Genomic DNA, 20,589 nt, shown 5'->3' with positions numbered 1-20,589 from the left:
AACAGGGGCGTGGATTATATCAAATCTGATCTCTGTATTGGAGAAGATCCTGTGCAGTGATAGCAAATACCCCATTACCACCACGTTCAAACTCCAACCAAATCAGAGGTAGTTGTGGATATTGCTCCATCATATGCACTTCACTGTTACCAATTTCAACCACCAGCAAACCATCTTCGGTCAGATAATCGTTCGCCTGACGAAGAATTTTGCGGGTAATATCCAAACCATCTGGGCCTGAACCCAGTGCCAGTTCAGGCTCATGATCATACTCCTCTGGCATTGAAGCTAAATCAGCCTCATCAACATAAGGAGGGTTGCTAACGATCAGGTCATACTTTCTACCTTCAAGATTGCTAAACAGATCACTCTCTACGGCATGAACACGATCAACCATTTCGTGTTTGTGGATATTGATATTGGAAACCTCAATTGCATCCGCAGAGATATCAGCCAGATCAACTTCAGCCTCTTCAAAAGCGTACGCACAAGCGATACCAATACAGCCACTACCTGTACACAGATCCAGCACCCGTTCCACCGGTCCCTCTCTGAGCCATGGACTGAATTGGTTTTCAATTAGCTCAGCTATCGGAGAACGGGGAATCAGCACGCGTTCATCGACATAAAACGGCAGTTGGCAGAACCAGGACTCACGGGTGATATAGGGCAGAGGCTTACGTTCAACCGCTCTCTGACTGATATATTCCAATACAGTTAATTTTTCTGTATCAGTAAGACGTCCATCAAGCACAGCAGGGTTAACATTCCAGGGCAGATTAACCGCCGCCAGAACCAGCTGAGTAGCCTCATCCCAGGCGTTATCAGTTCCATGACCAAAATATACTTGATGCTTACCGAACTGGCTCATCGCATAGCGAATATAATCACGTAAGCTATGCAGCTGATTTATAACAGAATTATCTGTATTCGCTTGATCACTCATTCAGTCAGAACCGTTTTTTTGCTAAATTTAGGACAGCCATCTTAATAAAACTCTCTCAGGAACACCATGAAAGACCAGAATGACGATCCAGACACAGATTTATCCTTTCTCGATGCGATGCAAGGCGTGACCCGGCACAAGCACGACAAAGCACATCTCAAGCCTTCTGGATCGAAGCTGGACCCGCACAATCAACACTACCGGCGCCAGGCAGCTGTTAAAGAAGAAGATAAGGTAATTGATGGGCTTTCGGATGAAGCCGTAGATCTTATTGAATCTGGAGAAGAGTTACTCTTTGCCAGCCCAGGTGTACAACTTCGTCTGCTCAAGCGCCTGAAACAGGGACATATACCCTGGGAACAAGGTCTGGACCTGCACGGCTATACCGTTGACCAGGCACGCGATCAGCTAAGCAACTTTATTTTCGATGCACGACGTAGAAATAATCGCTGCGTCCTCATAGTTCACGGTAAGTCCCACTCATCAGGAAACCAGCAGGCATTGATCAAATCATATGTAAATGAATGGCTGAAAAGGCTGAATGGGGTTCTGGCCTTCTGTTCAGCTCAAGCTAGGGATGGTGGTTCTGGTGCGCTTTACGTCTTGCTTAAGAGGGATAAATAGATCAATTAATAGGTTCTCCATTTTCCAGAGCTTCAAGTTTATCCCTAGTCGCTAAACGCCCGTATTCGATAGATTCTGCTGCTCGATGGAAATCATAAAAACTGGAAAGGTCTTTTGGGATACGCACGATCAGATCCGGCGGATAACCCGCAATTTTGTATTCAGCTAAACTCGCCTGCATCACTTCAACCGAGTTAAGCAGAATATCCATCCGCCCCCCGATACTCGCCTTTATTTCTTCATCCTCTTCCGACTGCTCACGCTCAACATCAGGCATATGCCACTCATCACTCATTCCACTTCGCTTAAGATACTTATTACTGGGTAATTTAAGGTGGCTGTGACTGGAATCCCCGGTATTTAGATCAACGGCTATAATCAGATCGGCCTGGGCGGCGACCGCAGGAATGATAGGTAACGGATTAAGAACCCCCCCATCTACAAGAACTCGTCCCTCTTTAATAACTGGGGTAAAAAGGCCAGGAACTGCAACTGATGCACGGATAGCCTCAAGTAGTGAACCTTTCTGATACCAGACCTCTTTCTGATGGGCAATATCAGCAGCAACAGCCGTATAGTCAATATCCAGATCTTCGATATTGGGGGAGCCCAGCAACTCTGCTAGCTGAATAAACACCTTATCTCCGCGAATTGCCCCCCGAGACAGAGTAAAATCCAGCAACCTTACAACCCTGACCCAGTTAAGGGTTAACACCCAATCTCTGTATTCAGGGAGCTTACCTGCTGCATACATACCACCTACGAGGGCGCCCATTGAACTGCCCGAGATGGAAACGATTTTATACCCCCGGCGCTCAATCTCTTCGATTGCACCGATATGGGCATACCCCCTTGCACCACCACTTCCGAGCACTAACGAAACTGTCGTCATAGTAAGACTCCAAGCTTTACTATCACTCTTCACTATAGACTATGAGTATTTTGTCTTTAGGTAGGGCTCCCGGTGGAACGAAGGACCCAACAGGATGAACATTGATGCGAGACACGGCGACACCCGCATCAATCAGAACACTTTTAAACTCGGTTAATCGGGTTTCCGATCTCTTCAGTTGTTCCGACCTGGACCCAGCAGCCAAATCAAAAGCCGCTAGCCAAATAGAGGCCGAAGGTGAGGACTCAAGATAATTAATAATCATCTGAATATCATTATCCGTTTCCTGAATTTCTACACCAGAAACATTTGGCAATTTATCAGTTGCCTCTTCGACCTGCGAAGCTAAAGCATCCACGCGCAGATAAACTCGCTTATTTCCGCGTTTCACTGAATAAAGGGAAAAATAGGTATTATTTAGCTGGTAGCTCGCAAAACTCTGTGTTTTATCAACACCATACAGGCGGAAGTATCGAAAAATACTATTTGCCCATTGGTTACTGCTACCGCAGTCCCGACCTGAACAGAAGAAAAGTTCAGTTGCTCCCTGCTGGGTCAACTGACGCTGAAAATGATTAAATGCCTGTTGAGCTGAGTGGTTTTCTGGAATGCGATAAGTAATCTGTGTTAGTAAACCAGCTAAACGCTTTTCTTTTTCTGTAACAAGAACACCATTAATTTTTTCAAGCCCGCCCAAGACAAGACGGTAGTCTTCATTTTGCTTCTGCTCGTACTGAACAATAAATGAACGAGGAAAACGCTCAAGAGAATCCAGGTCACTTGAATTATGAATATCACTGGCAGCCATCGTCAGACCAGATAGCAGCGTTAAAGATAAAATCCAGAAAAAACGCTTCATTTTTCTCTCCATTAATTGACCCCAACTAATTCCCATGACACTTAATATATTGCTCTCACGCTACACCCAGCTATTTAGAAGAGAAGCTATCTCTTTGGCGCAATGTGGCTCTAAGTGAAGGTGATGCCCTCCCTGCATATCGATCAGTTCAGCGCTAGAAAGTTCACCAACCCAACCATCTATCAAATTTGCTGCCCCATTGCTGGCGCGAATAACCGTGGTTTGTGCTTTTACAGCTTTCAAAAAAGCTCTTATCTGATCCGGGCTAAAACGCACCAGCGAAGGCATCAATAAACGAGGATCATTACTCCAAATATATCCGTCATCTGTTTTAGCTAGGCCCCTCTCCAGCAATCTCTCTGCTGCCTCTCGACTTACTGGCCAGCGCCCATTCATCCGGGCAGAAACTGCATCTTCCTTTGTTTTATAAGGCTTGAGATTTCGGGACCCCATTTTCTCCCTTTTAACTATAGCGTCTGAAAGGAGCTCAGGCAGCGAATCAACATCATAAGCAAGTGGAACCAGACCATCGATAGCCATTAAATGCTGTATCCGATCAGGAAATGTCCCGGCAAAGAGCATAGCGATGCTAGCCCCCATTGAGTGACCAACCAAACAGGTCTTATCAATTTTCAGCTGTTCCAATACCTGGTAGAGGTCAGTGACGTTATCCCATATATGGTATGGCATTCCATCTGGGCGATAGGACGATCGCCCATGCCCAATCAGGTCCAGTGAGATCAGTTTGATTCCTTCCAAATGCTTACCTACCGCATAAAAGCTAGCCGCGTTATCCAGCCAGCCATGGAGGGCAATGACAGGTAAACCATCCGGGTCCCCGTATATAACCGCTTTCACACTGTATTCCGGGAGAGTTAGACAAACTTCATGGCAACAGCCCATAGGACTCCTTTTCTAATAGCAACAATCACTTACAGCAACATAGATTTAAGGTAGTATGCTGAAACTGTTCAGCATTTATGATTGGAATTAATTCTATGGGCTTCGCTCTGAAGTTGGAACATGATAGTTCTCTAAAAAAGCCACAAAAGCTTTTTTTTATTCTGTTCGGCATCCTGTTTCTAGTAGCGCCTTTTTACTACCAACCCAACCTGGGTGGCGAAGGACTTTATATTCCCTTCAACAGTACGATCTGGATAGCAGCGGGTTGGATTATCGCAACCGCCAGTTTTATCGTAGTACGTACCGATAAACTTATATTACCCAAGTATTGGTTCGGACTTGCCTTACTCCCCATTGGAACACTGATTACGGGCTATATCGCTGACAACAATAACCCTACAGAGTGGTTGGTTAGGGTTTCTGTAATTATCAGCGGTTACCTTTTTCTAATCGCTTTATTTCAATTTAACCTCACATCTCGGCATATAGAACGAAGTCTCTACCTAATCGTCGCAGCAGGAATAATTCATGCTGGATATGGCTTTCTACAAACGGAAACTAACCTAGACCAGTACGGTCTATTCCCCGTGTCACCAAAGGGACAGCTGATAGGGATATTCCAACAGGTTAATTTACAAGCAAGCTTTATGGCTACACTGCTGATCTTAGTTTTTTACCTTATCAGCCGTCCAACCTTAAGCAGCCTATCCCCTGTAATAAAAATCGCGCTTTTTACTGCTGCTTTTTTAGCAAGTTATACTATCTCTGTTAGCGGTTCTCGTATTGGCCTTTTGGGGGCGATATTGGGATTGTTAATGATGCTATTAGGGCGCTGGAGACAATTAGTATCACCACATGCCCGTACTACGTTTATCATCGCTCTCTTCTGCATGCTGGCTGGAACACTTGTAAATACATCCGGGCTAGAAAAAGCGACCGACAAAGCTGATCGGGCTATTGGAGGGATGGAAAAAGATGTACGCTGGAAAGTATATGATCTTTCATGGCAGCTATATAAAGAAGCGCCACTCTTTGGCCACGGTTTGGGTAGTTTTCAGAAAGTATTTCAGGATAAACGTGCCGAGTACCAGAAAATCGAAGGTAATTCACTCGGGACTAATCCACGTTTTACTCACCCCCATAATGAAATAATTTTTTGGATGGTTGAAGGAGGTATTTTTGCCATTCTAGGCATCATGTGCGCCGCCATCGTTACATTTATGCAGCTTGCTAAGGCGGGATGGCAACGGGGCATAGCTTACGCAGCGCTCCTGATACCTATAGTTCTCCACACCCAGGTAGAGTTACCGTTTTATATCTCCAACACCCACTGGTTCATGTTGTTGTTCTTACTTTTTCTTACACATCAGTTTGGTAAAAAAGAAGTTTCTACGGAGAAACTATCCATCGCAGCGCATAAAAGTATCCCTGTTTTCTTCATCGTTCTATTTACCCTTTCCAGCTGGATACTCGCTCAGTCTCAAGTAGCTAATGCAGGTATAATAAGTTACCTGAAACGAAACCAGAGCCAACCAATATTTATAGTTGAAGGCCTAAAATCACTGTACTTCAGAGGATATTCGGAGTACCTGTATTATCGACGTAACATGTATATTGAGTTGCAACAAGGGAAGACAGAAGCAACTGATATATATATTGAATGGGCAAATGAAGCCTTAAAAACTATGCCATCAACATCAATTTACCAAGATCTGGCCATTGCTTACCATAAGAAAAAGGATTTTGAGCTAAGGGATGCTGTACTACAAGAAGCTCAAATGATGTATAACCGAGACAAATCTTTGCCTGTACTACAAGAAAAGCTGCTAAAGCAGGAAGAGGAGCAACGCCAGAATCTTTCTAATCCGTCACTTAAACAAGGCGCTGATGTTTCCCAAGCCCTGCCGCAGGCCAATCAGCAATAATCTGTGAGAGTTCTCCACATTGAAAAGGATGCGGGAACCTCTCATCGTCACAACAGAGCGCTTCTACCCTAGCGACGATTGGCATATGTGTGACGACAAGTGGGCACCTGCTTTCGACTTGTTCCAGGCTTTGTAAAGCGATGGTTGGGTTACTATCTGGTGTCCACAAATCAGATTCAATAAGATCAGTTACAGATAATATATCTGCGACAATCCGAGCAGTTTGGCAGGTTCGTAGATAGGGGCTGTGAACTATACAATCCACATCGCTTAGCTGATGCGCAAAATGCCTTATATGCTCAGAAACATGTAAACGTCCACGTTCGGTGAGGTTACGCAGCATATCACTCGCTGCAAACGTCTCTGCCTCACCATGCCGCATCAGGAAGAATTTCATACTTCTCCGCGGGGCAGAACAAACTCAACATCAGTGCTTTGCTCGTTCATCATCAACATCTTAACCACATCCTTAACAGGGGCGTGATTGAATACCACTTCATACAGCCCTGCCACCAACGGCATATAAACATCCATTTCAGCGGCTTTTTCACGAACATGTTTAATCGTGTTTACACCCTCAGCAACTTGCCCCAGTGCTGCCACAGCTTCATCTAATGATTTACCTTCACCTAGTGCATGGCCAACACGATAGTTACGGCTTAAAGGGGACATACAAGTTACGATAAGGTCTCCAACTCCGGCAAGACCAATAAATGTCATTGGATTAGCCCCCATACACACTGCAAAGCGGCTCATCTCCGCCAGGCTACGGGTCATAAGCATACTTTTGGTGTTCTCTCCCATACCCAGTGCTGAACTTAGACCTGCAGCAATGGCATAAATATTCTTCAGCGTACCGCCTAGTTCCACACCATAAGTGTCTGAACTGGCGTAAACACGGAAGTATGAGGAGTGCAGAATGCTCTGAACGGATGCCCTAAGGGCATGATCATCGCTGGCAATAACAGTGGCGGTTAACTGGCGTCCCGCCACCTCCTTTGCCAGATTTGGGCCGCTAAGCACACCGACTGGAGATTCAGGCATTTCTTCCCTGAGAATTTCGCTCATCAGGCTGAATGTCTGCGCTTCAATACCTTTTGTTGTGCTGACCAGCATCTGTTCGGGTTTAAGGAAAGGTTTCGCCTGTTGCACCACACTGCGAAACGACTGACTAGGAATAGAAACAAAAACTAGCTCAGCATTGCTGAGTACTTCCTCCAGATTAGTGGATGCCTGAAGATTATCAGACAACGCATAACCCGACAGGTAACGGGTGTTCTCATGGGTCTGATTAATCTGCTCAGCCCGTTCTTGATCTCTCAACCAAAGCCGAACTTCTCGACCGTTCTCTGCCACCATATTGGCGATCACAGTACCAAAACTACCACCACCCAGCACTGCAACTTTACCGATGCCTGACATCACTTAATACCTTAAAACACCTAACAACTCAGATCCGATGAACTCTCAGCTGTTTATTTTGCTGAGTTATCGAGGCTATCCAATATCTTATTTACCCCTTTAAACAGGAGTATTACGATCAGATAGCCTAATCCTGCCAACGCTAAAAAAAGGAGAAGTTGCAGAGGATCTTCAGTTCGCTGATACCCTGCTACCCCTAAGGCAGCAATTACAGCACTGAAGACAACTGCAACAATGTTAGCGATGCGCTTAGTTTTGTGCTTGTCCTGTTCGCTCATCTGTTGTCTCTTCTTCAGTTGACGTCTCTACTGCTGATTCAACTTTTTCCGGTTCCACTTCAGCGGTAGTGGCTGGTTCAACCTGTTCAACCTGTTCAACCTGTTCAACCTGTTCAACCTGTTCAACCTGTTCAACCTGTTCAACCTGTTCAACCTGTTCAACAGATTCTGCCTTAACTTCACCAGGCTTCTTCAATAGTTCAGGATCAGGATGTACACACTCCAGTTTTACACCAGTTTCCGCTTCAATCTCAGGGATCAGGAATGAGTCATCTTCACAGGCAAAGCAGATTGATGTACCCGTGGCACCAGCACGGCCAGTCCGACCTATACGGTGTACATAATCATCCGGATCTTCGGGCAGTTGGTAATTAAACACATGGGTAACACCATCAATATGGATACCACGTCCTGCCACATCTGTAGCCACCAGAACCTGGATTTTTCCACTACGGAAATCCTCAAGTGTACGCACACGTTTCTGCTGAGGAATTTCACCAGACATCAATGCGGCTTTTATTCCATCTTTACACAAACGGTCAGCCAGTCTACGAGTCTCATCACGGCGGTTACCAAATACGATAACCTTCTCCGCATGATCTTTGTCCATGTAGTTACGTAACAGACGGTATTTTTCTTCACCTGAAACCAGGAATACCTGTTGAGTCACATTGTCTGTTGTCTTGATTTCTGGAGCGATCTCAATTTTTACCGCATCCAGTGTCCACTGTTCAGCAAGATTGAGAATGTCCTCAGTAAAGGTTGCGCTGTACAACAGCGTCTGACGATCTGCGCCTTTACGAGGAGTGTTTCTGACAATAGTACGTACATCTGGAATAAAGCCCATACTCAGCATTCGGTCTGCTTCATCCAGAACCAGGACCTCAACATTCCAAAGATCAACATCTTTACGATTTACAAAATCGATCAGACGTCCAGGGGTCGCCACCAAAATATCTACTGGCCTTTTCTTAAGCTTCTGACGCTGCTTATCGTAATCCATACCACCAACCAGGCTCACAACATGCAGGTTGGTAAACTTGGCCAGTGTTTTTGCATCCTCAGCGATCTGTAGTGCCAGCTCACGTGTTGGAGCTACAACCAAAGCGCGAGGTTCACCCAAGCGCAATTTTTCATCCAGAGGATAATCAATCAGGTCAGTGATAATACCCAGCAGGAAAGCTGCTGTTTTACCCGTGCCAGTCTGTGCCTTACCGATAATATCTTTACCGGCCAGCGCTGCAGGAATGGTTTCTGCCTGGATAGCAGTAGAATATTCAAACTTCAGCTCTGCGATTGCACGCATAACGTTATCAGGTAGGTTAAAGTCGTGGAATCTCACTTTGCCTTCAACCTCAGGCACAACAAACTGCTCTGGACTCCAGGTTGTATCTTTGCGATTTGAATAACGACGACGGCGTTGTGGCTTTCGCGAAGAAGATGATCTGTTTTTTGTTGTTTTTTCAGATTTATCCACTTGGGTTTCAGTAGTCAATTCAGTATATCCTAAGAAAAATTTCGCCTGTACGGCGGTAGCGCGGCTAAAAGCTGCTTTCCATAACGACGTGTAATAAAGCGTCGGTCCAATAGTGTGATCTTGCCCTTATCCTGCTCAGTTCTCAACAAGCGTCCTGTTGCCTGTGTTAAACGCATGGAAGCCATAGGGATAACCCACTCCTCAAAAGGGTTCCGACCCTGAGATTCGATCCATTCCGAATAAGTTGCATCAACAGGATCATCCGGCACCCCAAACGGTAATTTAGTCACCACCACATGGGTAAGGTAATCGCCAGGCAGATCAACACCTTCAGCAAAGGACGCAAGGCCGAAAATGATACTCGGCTCATTATTATCAATGCGTTCACGATGCTGTCGTAATATTTCATGTTTGGCTAGGTCACCCTGAACCAAAGTATTTGTCACAATGTTATCAGGCATCTGCTCAAGAACATACCGCATCTGACGCCATGAACTGAATAAGACCAGGCAAGCTTGCTCTGCAGGAAGCAGTTTCTCCAGATAGTCGCTTAACTCCTGATTGTGCAGATCAGGGTTTCCCGGATCTGTTTTCATTGACGGTACAATGAGCTCGGCAGAATTCTGAAAATCAAACGGGCTCAAATGAACAGAGCAAGGACTATCAAAAGGAAGACCAAGATCTGCATAAAGACGATCAAATCTTCCCAGCGCAGTAAGAGTTGCAGAGGTTATAACAGCAGCATAGCAATGCTCCCAAAGATGCTCCTGCAATGTTTCCGCAGCAGAAACCGGACTACTGCGGCACTCAAGGTCTAGCCCCTCTGCACCATCAACCCGGTTGATCCACCGGGCTTTAGGTATACTCCCCTCCCCATCAGGAGTTGAATAGGATCGTGCGAGCCAATACATTGCTTGCATACGGGATAGAAGAATACCCATCTGAGGATACCATTTCTCACCCATCTCCCTTGGCAAGTCAGCAAGTTCACCATCCATCGCTTCTTTCAACAGATCGACTATCTGCTCAAACTTTAATACAACTCGTTCGGCGGCCGTAGCAAAATTATGACAGATCAACTGAAGACTTTCGGGGATCATCCCCTGAGCAAAGCGATATCGGTCACCATACTGGAGCTTATCCTCTAGCAATTGCTGTATTAACAAACTCCACTCCTCAAGAGAACGTTCCATATCTGCAAACGGGTTGGAAAGCTTTTCAACATAATCCCGTAAAACGATATGCTCAGATGCATCATTGAGTAGTTTATTTAAACTTCGGGTCGTCTTAGATAACCAACGTTGTGAGGATTTTAGTCTTAAACTATAGGAGAAATGCCCTGTTGTCTTAGTGCTAAGATGGTGGCCTTCATCGAAAATATAAATTGTGTCGCCGGGCTCTGACAAAATTGCTCCACCACCCAGAGAGAGGTCGGCTAATACCAGATCATGGTTGGCTACAATCAGATCCCATTTATCCAACTCCTGACGAGCCTTGAAAAAAGGACAGATGGAAAAATTACTACAACGACGGTTAGTACATTGCAGATGATCACTGGTACTTAAACGCCAGATGTTCTCAGCCACTGTATCAGGTAAAGCATCACGGTCACCATCCCATTCGCCGGAAGCATATAGACTTAAAAGCTGCTTAACCTCTTCAACATCATCCTTTCCAATTTTCTGCACTGCTTCATCTTCATAGAGTGCGATCTGACCAAGCTCATTTTGTTGCTCAAGAGCCTTTTCTGCGCTTGAGACACAGAAGTATCTCCCTCGACCCTTGGCTAAACCAAAGGTGAGGTTAACACCAGCATCACTAATTAATTGAGGAAGATCTTTAAGAATTAGCTGTTCCTGCAGGGCTACAGTAGCTGTAGAAACGACAACTTTCTTTTTTTTATGCTGGGCTATTGGAACTGCAGCTAGCAGGTAAGCCATAGTTTTACCTGTACCAGTACCAGCTTCGGTGACACAGATATGGTTACCGCCCTCACGATCACCATCATAATTCTGCTCAATTGCAGCAAGAGTACGTGCGACCTCGGCTATCATCATTTTCTGGCCATAGCGCGCTTTAAGGCCACGCTTATCTAGAAAAGTAGAATACGCCTCTTGGATGGTTTTCTTGAGTTGCTTATCTAGCATGTTTGTTTACTAACGGGAATAACCGCCATATGAACCAATGATTGAAATGAATAAACAGATTCTAACAGGCTGAATAGGCTATAAACACAAAAACACTGTATAAAAAAACATTATTTTCTTTACAAACCAAAAATACTGTATAAAAATACAAGTACTGTATAAACAAACAGACATGATCATGAAACTAACAAAACGACAAACAGAAGTACTTGAGTGTATCAAGCGCCATATAGGAGACACCGGTTACCCACCAACCCGTGCTGATATTGCGAAAGACTTAGGGTTTCGATCAGCAAATGCGGCAGAGGAGCATCTCAAAGCACTAGCAAAGAAAGGCGCGATTGAGATTATTCCTGGGACCTCACGGGGCATACGGGTTCCTGAACTGGAAGAGGATCTGGGACTCCCGGTAGTCGGCCAGGTAGCCGCAGGCTCGCCAATCCTGGCGCAAGAACATGTAGAAGATCACTGTACGATCTCATCAGATTTCTTCTACCCGAAGGCGGATTATCTCCTCCGGGTTAAGGGAACAAGCATGAAAAATGTAGGCATCATGGATGGTGACCTACTGGCAGTACATCAATGCCAAACAGCTAAGGATGGAGAAATAGTTGTTGCCCGCCTTGAGGACGAGGTAACAGTGAAACGCTTCAAGAAAGAAGGCAACCTGGTCTACCTGATTGCAGAAAATGAAGAGTTCGAACCAATTGTGGTCGATCTCACAGAACAACCACTTGCAATCGAAGGTTTAGGCGTAGGCGTCATTCGCAGAGGTCACTAACCATGCTAGCACTACAGACAAACTATCAAGCATCTTCAGGTATTATCCGCCGCTCTGCAGCAGCTCATACTGCTACTCGCGAGAAGCATGTAAACCAGCTTGCTGGAACTGTCACTGAAATTGTCGTTCAAGGTGATGATTTCAACATGCCGATGCTGATGCCTTTGCTGGCACAATTGAGCCAGGATAACCGCTGGTTTGTCTGGATTGCTCCCCCGGTCCTATTACCCAAACAACTGCTGATGGAAGCAGGTGTTGATCTGAACAAAGTGATTCTGCTCAACCCTAACAGTAAACACAGCACCTTTGCGCTGGCTAAACAGGCATTAAGCACTGGTACAAGCCATGCTGTAATCTCCTGGCCTGGTTATCTTTCTGATGATGAGCTGAATGATCTCGAATCTGCGGCCAAGCAAGGGCAAAGCCACGGTATTGTTATTCGCCGCCGTCAGCATAGCTAAGAAAGCCTAGAGGTAGATCTCAACCCGCCTGAAAACAAACAGATAGTTAACATTTCCCCCAAAAGTAACAAAGGGCTAAGCAATGCTTAACCCTTTGTTATTTACTCTTACATCTAAACGTCTATGCGCTTGCTCTACATCCAATCAATGAATTGTAGGCTCCGGCTCAAACTCTTCCGACTTTTCATCAGATGACAAATCCAGACCTGAATCAGCAACCATCTGTATACCTGCCGTAAGCATGACGCGTGCGACATCAAAATACTGATCACTTAATTTATCTTTAAGCTCTTCAGAAAAGTTTACCTTTATCATCGGTTCTGTTGATTCACTATCCGCATCCCGAATAGCTAATTCACCATCTTCGAGCTCAATGATCTCGAGAACCATTTCTGGCCTTGTTGCTTCAGACACTTAAATTACCACTCCTGCATGCCTTCACGGAGGCGATTGACCAACTCAGATAACTCACCGAACCATTGCTCGTATTCAGCAACAATCTCTGCGTCTTCAGCGTGATCAGGATTAACCTGTAGCACATGAATTTCAGACACGCTGCTTGTTTCCGACACAGACTGTTTCTTATCCGAACCATGCCAGCACGCCTCATAAGCTGCCACCAATTTATGCAGCCAACCTGTGTCATCGCTTTCTAACATGCTGAGCTGCTTTAATTCAGGACTTTCAACACCGGTTTTCTCCAACTCAGCCGCCAGAGAACGGTAACCTGTCAGTGATTCAGTATCCACATTGTAGCGTTCTGCAATCTCACGAAGAAACGCGTCGTATGCGGAAGTCATATGGAATAACACTGATTCGTTATAAGACTCAATCAGTGCATGTTTATTCCAACTGGTATCATCCTGCACCTGCTTCAACCGATCCAGATGAAGACGGGAAAAACTTAGTTTCTGGTTGGTACGTGCCAGATAGATACAACTCATAATAACCCCAACTATTTCTTAGCTTTCTTGCGGGTCTCTTCTACAACCCAGCTTCCATCCCGATAGAATGCACGCCAACCGGTTGCTTTACCATTGACCTCGGTCATAACGTACTGTTCCTTTGTCTTTCGACTGTAGCGAACAACACTCAAATTACCCTCAGAATCCTGTTTTGGTGCACTGAACAGGAATTCATATTTTGGATCAATCTCACTCTGATGAGGTAACAGCTCTGCAATTTTCGGAGCACGGGTCTCACGATTACGAGGGAACTGACTAGCCGCTAAGAACAGGCCAGATGCGCCATCCCTGAGGATGTATGTATCTTCAACCTTTTCACACTGCAGCTCCGGCATTGGCACCGGATCCATTTTTGGTGGTGCAGGCTCGCCGCTTTTCAGCAATTTGCGGGTATTTTTACACTCGGTACAACCGAAGTACTTACCAAATCGCCCAGTCTTCAACTGCATCTCAGCAGAACACTTATCGCATTCGAGTGTAGGACCGTCATAACCCTTAATACGGTACTCACCCTTCTCAACTTCAAAACCACTACAGTCCGGGTTGTTACCACAGACGTGTAATTTACGTTTCTCATCGATCAGGTAGGAATCCATTGCTGAACCACACAGCGAACAACGATGCTTTTTACGCAAGATACGGGATTCTTCTTCATCATCCCCATCTGCGCTAACCACTTCATCACCTGAAACCAGATTAATAGTGCACTTACAACGTTCTTTAGGAGGCAGGCTATAACCTGAACAACCTAAGAATACCCCAGTGCTTGCCGTTCTGATCATCATATGACGGCCACAGTCAGGGCACTCGATGTCTGTTTCAGTTGGAGAATTCGGACGCATGCCATTGTCTTCGCTCTGCGCTTCTTCCAACTTACTTGAGAATTCAGAGTAGAACTCGTCTAGCAAAGCTTTCCAATCCGCCTTACCTTCAGCAACATCATCCAGACTCTCTTCCATACGTGCAGTAAAGCTGAAATCCATCAGGTCGGAGAAGTTTTCCCCGAGTCGCTCAGTAACGATATCACCCATTTTCTGGGCATAGAAACGACGGTTCTGTACTTCAACATAACCACGGTCCTGAATCGTAGAGATAATCGCTGCGTATGTAGATGGTCGGCCAATACCACGTTTTTCCAATTCTTTAACCAAAGAGGCTTCAGTGAAGCGTGGTGCTGGTTTAGTAAAGTGCTGCTTTGGCAATAAGTCCTGTAGCTCCAACAGATCACCGGCCTTAACATCAGGCAGGATAATATCTTCTTCACCCTTACCTTTAGCTGGCATCACACGGGTGTAACCATCGAACTTAAGAATACGACCCTTTGTTACCAGTTCATAATCACCAGCGGATACAGTGACACGAGTACTCAGGAACTGAGCAGGCGTCATCTGACAAGCCAGGAACTGGCGTCGGATCAATTCATACAAGCGCTCAGCATCACGATCCATGTTTTTTAACGCCGTTGCTTCCACGGTTACATCTGAAGGACGAATCGCTTCATGGGCTTCCTGAGCGCCTTCTTTGCTGCTATAGCTGTTTGGTGTTTCTGGCAAGTACTTACTGCCAAAATGGTCACCGATATATTCACGGCAACTCGCTACTGCCTCAGTACTCAGGTTTGTAGAGTCTGTACGCATGTAGGTGATGTAACCCGCCTCATACAAACGCTGAGCCATCATCATGGTTTTCTTCACACCAAAACCCAGGCGTGTACTGGCAGCCTGCTGCAGAGTAGAGGTAATAAACGGTGCAGAAGGTTTACTCGACGTCGGACGATCTTTACGACTGATTACTTCAAGTGAAGCCGAACGGATCTTCTCAAGATGAGCGGTTGTCTCACTTTCTGAACCTGGACGGAAGGTTTCACCACTTACCCGGTGAACCTGAAGTTGCAAGGCATCTTTAGCCGCTGTCAGAGTCTCAGCTTGTACTTCCCAGAACTCTTCCGGTACAAAGGCACGAATCTCTTTCTCACGCTCAACTACCAGCTTCACAGCTACAGATTGTACTCGCCCTGCAGATAATCCTCGTGCGACCTTCTCCCATAGCAGTGGAGAGATCATATAGCCCACAACACGGTCTAGGAAACGTCGTGCCTGCTGCGCATTTACACGATCCATATCCAACGCTGATGGCTGTTCAAATGCTTCAGTAATCGCTTTTTTGGTAATTTCGTTGAAAACCACCCTGCGATAGCGGTCTTCATCACCACCGATTGCTTCACGTAGGTGCCAGGCAATCGCTTCCCCCTCGCGGTCCAAATCGGTTGCGAGATAGATTTCATCGGCCGTTTTAGCCAAACGTTTCAGTTCATCAACAACTTTTTCTTTACCAGGAAGTACTTCGTAGTATGGATCCCAACCTTTGTCAGGATCGATACCCATCCGACCAATCAGCTGTTCACGAGCCTTTTTCTTTTTGTGCTCAGCTTTCTGATCCGGAGACATCTTCCGGGTTATAGCAGCCTGGCGCGCCCTTTCCTTAGGATCAGATTTTTTGGTGCTGCCACTGGTAGGCAGATCACGAATGTGACCCACGCTTGATTTAACAACATACTGGCTACCCAGATATTTGTTTATCGTCTTAGCTTTAGCTGGTGACTCAACGATAACAAGAGACTTTCCCATAGAGTCCTTCTTTCCTCAGGGCTGACATTTACAATTAAAGAAGCAGACTAAAAAACCGGCTGTATAATTCACAATACAGCACAAAAAACCGTTTGGCTTCTTTATATGGCTACTTAAATACAAATAATTTGGGAGCATATATAAGTGTTGAAAATGCTGGGGTCAAGCAACAATTGTGATAAAACTGTCCGAAAAAGGTCACAATAACTTTACCAATCGCCCCTTTAAGGCCACAATATTCGGTAGTTTTAACAACAGCTTACTTTGCGTCTGCGAGCTTAATATTGAACGATAATATTTTATATGTGGTTTTAATTGCGGTAGTGGGTTTAATCGCCATTACGGTCAATTTCGTCATTACCACACGCGAACAGCAGGAAGAAGCCAAAGACAAACGTCTCACTTGGCTAAAAGGTCAAGCTGAACATATCCTGCAAGCCATCGCAGTCCTGCGTGAAGCTGACTGTAAGCAGGAAATTATCCACAAGATTAATGAGCATGCGACCTCACTTCTGGAAGAAGTTGCAATGCTTGCACCAGACTCCGAACTGTTCCATTCCCTGTCAAAACAGAAAGATACCGCTGATCAAGCTTTTGCATCCCCGAACGTGTTCGACAGCGACCGTTCACTGAAACGTGCTCAGATCTATATCAATTTTGCTGAGAAACTTGTTTTGCAATTGGCCCGAGGAGGAAAAATCACCCTGACTCTGGCCAGAAGTTATCAACAGGAGCTTTACTGGCTGCGCATAACCGTGGTTGCAGACGCCCATCTAGCGCAGGGTGAAAAATTTCTGGAGTCTGAAGATAGCATGACGGCAGTTTCACACTTCCGACATGCTAAAGCATTGCTTGTAAGAGCCAACATCCCGAACCACAATAAAAAATCACGCCTTGATAAGGTGAATGCTTTAATAGAAAAAATTCAGCCTCGTAAACCGCGCTCAATGGGTACTTTGGCTGATTCTATGGATCGATTGCTTTAACCAATAAATTCAAATCTAGGGATTACAGCCCCTTCACGCTCAACTGTCTCAACAAACATATCCAGTGGCCTTACCCAAACTGCGTTCTCTCCGTAGCATTGCTTGTATACCACCAGCCATTCTTCTGTTTCGGAGTGCCTAGCCAGGTGTAAAACCTCGTACTCAGCACCTTTATAATGACGGTAACGGCCTAGTTCTATTGATGTCATTCTACTTAACCTCAAAAAGCCTGTTCCAAAAAACGTTCAAGGAGAGTTTTTAGTTTTTCCAACATATCCTCACCCCCCTCTTCATCCCAATGGATGCCTATGTATGCCGGATTAGATTCAATGGAAAACACCCCTGCAGGTATTTCAGCAATAACATCCCTTAGTATTTCAAGCTGAGCGGGAGACAAAGTTTTTTCACCATGGGACCAGCTCCATCCTTCCGGTAGACCCGTATCTGCTATCGATTCAACACGAAAGATCTGCCAAGCAGCAAAATTGTTTTTTTGCTCGTTGCTCAGCCCAATTCTCAGCAAACGGTAAGCTGTCATATTTCGGGCTTCTGCTTCCATCTCCCCTTTAGCCCGCGGCGCAGTAACCCTCTCAAGCTGAACTTGATAACCTAAATTCTTAGCTTTCATACGTAGAGCAGCTTGATACTTTTGACGTTGAGTAGGCATTACCCACATCATCGAGCCTATAAGTGACATCATGATAAGAATGATGATCATCCACTTCATACAATGAACTCCAAGGTATTTAAGAAAGCAACGAATAGGTCTAAATGTGCTGGTTTCTTTATTGACTGAAATCAGGCCGGAAGTTTAACAGACTAGCCCTCTTCTCGCCCTATGCTAATCTCTAATCAGATACAGTTTATGAAAACCGATGGTCTTCCATCCGGTTATTGTGATTAAGGAAGCAGCATATGAGCAGTTACTCAAAAATTCTTCTCGCTCTGGATCTCTCTGCGGAATCAGAACAGTTAAGGGAAAAGGCGAAAACTATTGCCCAGGCAAATAATGCTGACCTGTATCTCATACATGTCATAGAGCCTCTCAGTTTCGCTTATGGTGGTGACGTACCAATCGACCTAACCGCTATTCAGGAGCAATTGGATGAACATGCCAAAAACAAGTTATCTGCTTACGCGGATAAGTTGGATTATCCAGTGAAACAGCAATTGGTAGTCACAGGGCATACTGAGACAGAGATCCACAGGATTGCTGATGAGATGGATATCGACTTAGTCATTGTCGGGAGTCATGGCCGCCATGGCATAGCCCTGCTTCTTGGCTCAACCGCGAATGGAGTTTTGCATGGTGCGAATTGCGATGTCTTGGCTGTGAGAGTTCGGGAAGAGGATTAACAGCCTAAAAAAGAAGCAGGAGGATTATTCCTCCTGCATCGCTTCCAGTTCAACCCAACGCTCCATTAGCTCTTCAACTAGCTGCTCCTGAGCGTTTAATTGGGCAAGTTTCTCCGCCACTTTTTCGTGATCTTGCTGGTAAAAATCGGCAGCACCTGTTTCTTCTTGCAACGCCTCCAGATCCACTTCAGCCTGCTCCATTTTCTCAGGTAATTCATCCAGTTCCCGCTGCAGCTTATAGCTAAGTTTTTTCTTTTTCCCAGCCTGTTTCTCTTCCTTAGCTTCAAACTTCTCAGGCTGACCAGATTTTTTCTCGATCTTATCAACAGGTTTAACGACTTTAGGTTTCTGCCTTAACCAATCCTGATAGCCACCCACATACTCTCTTAGCTCACCATTACCCTCAAAAGCCAGAGTACTGGTGACAACGTTATCGAGGAAAGAACGGTCATGGCTAACCAGAAGGATCGTCCCATCGAAGTCGAGAATAATCTCTTCCAGCAGCTCTAGAGTTTCAATATCCAGATCGTTGGTTGGCTCATCCAGCACTAGAAGATTGGCAGGCTGGCTGAATAGCTTAGCCAGCAGCACACGGTTGGTTTCACCACCAGACAAAGCCTTAACCGGTGTACGCGCTCTTTCCGGTGCAAACATAAAGTCATTCAGGTAACTGATCAGATGACGCTGACGGCCATTGATACTGATACTCTCGCGACCTTCTGCAATATTATCGATTACTGTTTTTTCCGGATCAATCTGAGCACGAAGCTGATCAAAGTAGGCAACCTTGAGGTTTGTCCCCAGCTTCACGTTGCCCGAATCAGGTTCCTGTTTGCCCAACAATACGCCTAGCAAACTACTTTTACCCGCCCCATTTGGACCAATCAGTCCGACACGATCTCCACGCTGCAGTAGAAAATCAAAATCATGGAACAGCGTCTGACCTGCATAACCGAGGCTGACTCCATTCAGTTCCGCAACCAGTTTTCCGCTGCGTGCTGCTTCTTCCAGAGCAAACTTGGCTTTACCTGATCTTTCGCGACGATCAGCCCGCTCATTGCGCATCTTCTTCAAAGCTCGCACACGCCCTTCATTACGGGTTCTTCGCGCTTTGATCCCCTGCCTTATCCAACGCTCTTCCTGTGCCAGCTTTTTATCAAACTCTGCGTTATGCTTTGCTTCCTCTTCCAGAAGCTTCTGCTTTAACTCCACATACGCTGAGTAACTGCCCGGAAATGAGGTCAATACACCGCGATCAAGCTCAACAATTCGCGTTGCCAATCGATCTACCAGAGCACGGTCATGAGAGATAATCAGCAGCCCACCTTTAAACTCGAGCAGCTGTTGCTCTAACCACTCGATCGTTTCAATATCCAGGTGGTTAGTCGGCTCATCCAGTAATAGAAGATCCGGTTGCTGTACCAGAGCAGCGCCCAAGGCTGCACGCCTGCGCCAGCCCCCTGATAGTTCTGACATCGATTTTTCAGCTGGTAGTTCCAGCTGTTCGATAACCCGTTGAACTCTCTGCTCTAGATGCCAACCATCCACAGCTTCAATCTGGTGCTGCAATTTATCCAGCTTGGCCATATCCACATTGTCAGATCCAGCCATCTCATCATATGCCTGTCGCAACGACCAAATATCTTCAAGTCCAGCGGTAACAACATCACGAACTTTACGCTCATCAGCAGCGGGCATCGCCTGTGGCAACTCAGCAATACGACAGGTTGGTGATACCCAAAACTCCCCACCATCTGCTTTGTGATGCCCCCCTACGACTTTCAATAGCGTAGATTTACCAGCACCGTTTAACCCAACAAGGGCTACCCGCTCACCAGGATCTATCTGAAAATCCACATTATCGAGAAGTGGTTTGGCACCAAAGGCCATAGAGATTTTATCAAGTCTTATCAGAGGCATTTTTGTTCGGCTTTTGATCA

Annotated in this window: 21 protein-coding genes; 6 read left to right on the top strand and 15 right to left on the bottom strand. The window is 45.7% G+C overall.

Annotation, left to right across the window (positions count from 1 at the left end):
* Positions 1-19 precede the first annotated feature (19 nt).
* Positions 20-946, bottom strand: coding sequence for a 50S ribosomal protein L3 N(5)-glutamine methyltransferase (gene prmB, locus GY843_RS17315; RefSeq protein ID WP_297311455.1), 927 nt, complete (start codon positions 944-946; stop codon positions 20-22).
* Between the two features lie 66 nt (positions 947-1,012).
* Here prmB and GY843_RS17310 point away from each other — a divergent pair, with 66 nt between their 5' ends.
* Entirely contained in the window at positions 1,013-1,570 is a 558-nt protein-coding gene (locus GY843_RS17310; RefSeq protein WP_297311452.1) for a Smr/MutS family protein, read from the top strand.
* A gap of 1 nt (position 1,571) precedes the next feature.
* Here GY843_RS17310 and GY843_RS17305 read toward each other — a convergent pair whose 3' ends face one another.
* The 3 genes from GY843_RS17305 to GY843_RS17295 are packed head-to-tail and all read right to left on the bottom strand — an operon-like array spanning position 1,572 to position 4,179.
* A complete protein-coding gene (locus GY843_RS17305) occupies positions 1,572-2,462 on the bottom strand; it encodes a patatin-like phospholipase family protein (RefSeq protein ID WP_297311451.1) in 891 nt (296 codons plus the stop codon).
* A 22-nt stretch (positions 2,463-2,484) separates the two neighbouring features.
* Positions 2,485-3,321, bottom strand: a complete 837-nt coding sequence (locus GY843_RS17300; protein WP_297311449.1) for a DUF4892 domain-containing protein — start codon at positions 3,319-3,321, stop codon at positions 2,485-2,487.
* Between the two features lie 60 nt (positions 3,322-3,381).
* Positions 3,382-4,179 carry an alpha/beta fold hydrolase gene (locus GY843_RS17295; protein ID WP_297311447.1) on the bottom strand — a complete coding sequence of 266 codons (798 nt, stop codon included), beginning with the start codon at positions 4,177-4,179 and terminating at the stop codon, positions 3,382-3,384.
* Positions 4,180-4,871: 692 nt separating this feature from the next.
* Here GY843_RS17295 and GY843_RS17290 point away from each other — a divergent pair.
* Entirely contained in the window at positions 4,872-6,149 is a 1,278-nt protein-coding gene (locus GY843_RS17290; protein ID WP_297311445.1) for an O-antigen ligase family protein, read from the top strand.
* Here the strand turns inward: GY843_RS17290 and GY843_RS17285 are convergent.
* From GY843_RS17285 to dinG, 5 genes are read right to left on the bottom strand one after another with little or no spacing between them, the layout of a single operon-like run.
* Positions 6,097-6,546 carry a histidine phosphatase family protein gene (locus GY843_RS17285; protein ID WP_297311443.1) on the bottom strand — a complete coding sequence of 150 codons (450 nt, stop codon included), beginning with the start codon at positions 6,544-6,546 and terminating at the stop codon, positions 6,097-6,099. The two genes, GY843_RS17290 and GY843_RS17285, sit on opposite strands and share 53 nt — an antisense overlap.
* Positions 6,543-7,571, bottom strand: a complete 1,029-nt coding sequence (locus tag GY843_RS17280; RefSeq protein WP_297311441.1) for an NAD(P)H-dependent glycerol-3-phosphate dehydrogenase — start codon at positions 7,569-7,571, stop codon at positions 6,543-6,545. The genes GY843_RS17285 and GY843_RS17280 overlap by 4 nt, the downstream gene beginning before the upstream one ends.
* 53 nt (positions 7,572-7,624) lie before the next feature.
* Positions 7,625-7,849, bottom strand: coding sequence for a hypothetical protein (locus tag GY843_RS17275; protein ID WP_297311439.1), 225 nt, complete (start codon positions 7,847-7,849; stop codon positions 7,625-7,627).
* Entirely contained in the window at positions 7,821-9,326 is a 1,506-nt protein-coding gene (rhlB, locus tag GY843_RS17270) for an ATP-dependent RNA helicase RhlB (protein ID WP_297311500.1), read from the bottom strand. The genes GY843_RS17275 and rhlB overlap by 29 nt, the downstream gene beginning before the upstream one ends.
* Before the next feature lie 29 nt (positions 9,327-9,355).
* Positions 9,356-11,473 (bottom strand): ATP-dependent DNA helicase DinG, encoded by a 2,118-nt coding sequence (dinG, locus tag GY843_RS17265; protein ID WP_297311437.1) that lies wholly within the window; start codon positions 11,471-11,473, stop codon positions 9,356-9,358.
* A 175-nt stretch (positions 11,474-11,648) separates the two neighbouring features.
* On the opposite strand from dinG, the gene lexA reads away from it, so the two are divergent.
* Positions 11,649-12,254, top strand: coding sequence for a transcriptional repressor LexA (lexA, locus tag GY843_RS17260; protein ID WP_367183868.1), 606 nt, complete (start codon positions 11,649-11,651; stop codon positions 12,252-12,254).
* 2 nt (positions 12,255-12,256) lie between these two features.
* The gene (locus GY843_RS17255) at positions 12,257-12,715 is read left to right on the top strand and encodes a SulA-like leucine-rich domain-containing protein (RefSeq protein WP_297311434.1); all 459 of its coding nucleotides are present in this window, start codon (positions 12,257-12,259) and stop codon (positions 12,713-12,715) included.
* A gap of 144 nt (positions 12,716-12,859) precedes the next feature.
* On the opposite strand, the gene GY843_RS17250 is transcribed toward GY843_RS17255, so the two are convergent.
* Genes GY843_RS17250 through topA form a run of 3 tightly spaced genes read right to left on the bottom strand, consistent with a single transcriptional unit; the run spans position 12,860 to position 16,307 of the window.
* Entirely contained in the window at positions 12,860-13,129 is a 270-nt protein-coding gene (locus GY843_RS17250) for a hypothetical protein (RefSeq protein ID WP_297311432.1), read from the bottom strand.
* A gap of 5 nt (positions 13,130-13,134) precedes the next feature.
* Positions 13,135-13,659 (bottom strand): DUF6586 family protein, encoded by a 525-nt coding sequence (locus GY843_RS17245; protein WP_297311430.1) that lies wholly within the window; start codon positions 13,657-13,659, stop codon positions 13,135-13,137.
* A gap of 11 nt (positions 13,660-13,670) precedes the next feature.
* Positions 13,671-16,307 carry a type I DNA topoisomerase gene (gene topA / locus GY843_RS17240; protein ID WP_297311428.1) on the bottom strand — a complete coding sequence of 879 codons (2,637 nt, stop codon included), beginning with the start codon at positions 16,305-16,307 and terminating at the stop codon, positions 13,671-13,673.
* Between the two features lie 284 nt (positions 16,308-16,591).
* Here topA and GY843_RS17235 point away from each other — a divergent pair, with 284 nt between their 5' ends.
* Positions 16,592-17,293 (top strand): DNA topoisomerase I, encoded by a 702-nt coding sequence (locus GY843_RS17235; protein ID WP_297311426.1) that lies wholly within the window; start codon positions 16,592-16,594, stop codon positions 17,291-17,293.
* On the opposite strand, the gene GY843_RS17230 is transcribed toward GY843_RS17235, so the two are convergent.
* A complete protein-coding gene (locus tag GY843_RS17230) occupies positions 17,290-17,502 on the bottom strand; it encodes a DUF1653 domain-containing protein (RefSeq protein WP_297311424.1) in 213 nt (70 codons plus the stop codon). The two genes, GY843_RS17235 and GY843_RS17230, sit on opposite strands and share 4 nt — an antisense overlap.
* Positions 17,503-17,513: 11 nt before the next feature.
* Positions 17,514-18,020, bottom strand: coding sequence for a hypothetical protein (locus tag GY843_RS17225; protein WP_297311422.1), 507 nt, complete (start codon positions 18,018-18,020; stop codon positions 17,514-17,516).
* A gap of 188 nt (positions 18,021-18,208) precedes the next feature.
* Between GY843_RS17225 and GY843_RS17220 the strand changes: the two genes are divergently transcribed.
* On the top strand, positions 18,209-18,649 hold the full coding sequence (locus GY843_RS17220; RefSeq protein ID WP_297311420.1) for a universal stress protein: 441 nt from the start codon (positions 18,209-18,211) through the stop codon (positions 18,647-18,649).
* Between the two features lie 24 nt (positions 18,650-18,673).
* Here GY843_RS17220 and GY843_RS17215 read toward each other — a convergent pair whose 3' ends face one another.
* Complete coding sequence (locus tag GY843_RS17215; RefSeq protein WP_297311418.1) at positions 18,674-20,569, bottom strand: ATP-binding cassette domain-containing protein; 1,896 nt, start codon at positions 20,567-20,569, stop codon at positions 18,674-18,676.
* Positions 20,570-20,589 lie beyond the last annotated feature (20 nt).

Origin of the sequence: Neptuniibacter sp. (assembly GCF_024231755.1) — a bacterium.
Lineage (GTDB): Bacteria > Pseudomonadota > Gammaproteobacteria > Pseudomonadales > Balneatricaceae > Neptuniibacter.
The sequence above is the reverse complement of the archived record's forward strand: the minus strand, read 5'-3'. Positions and strand labels throughout refer to the sequence as shown.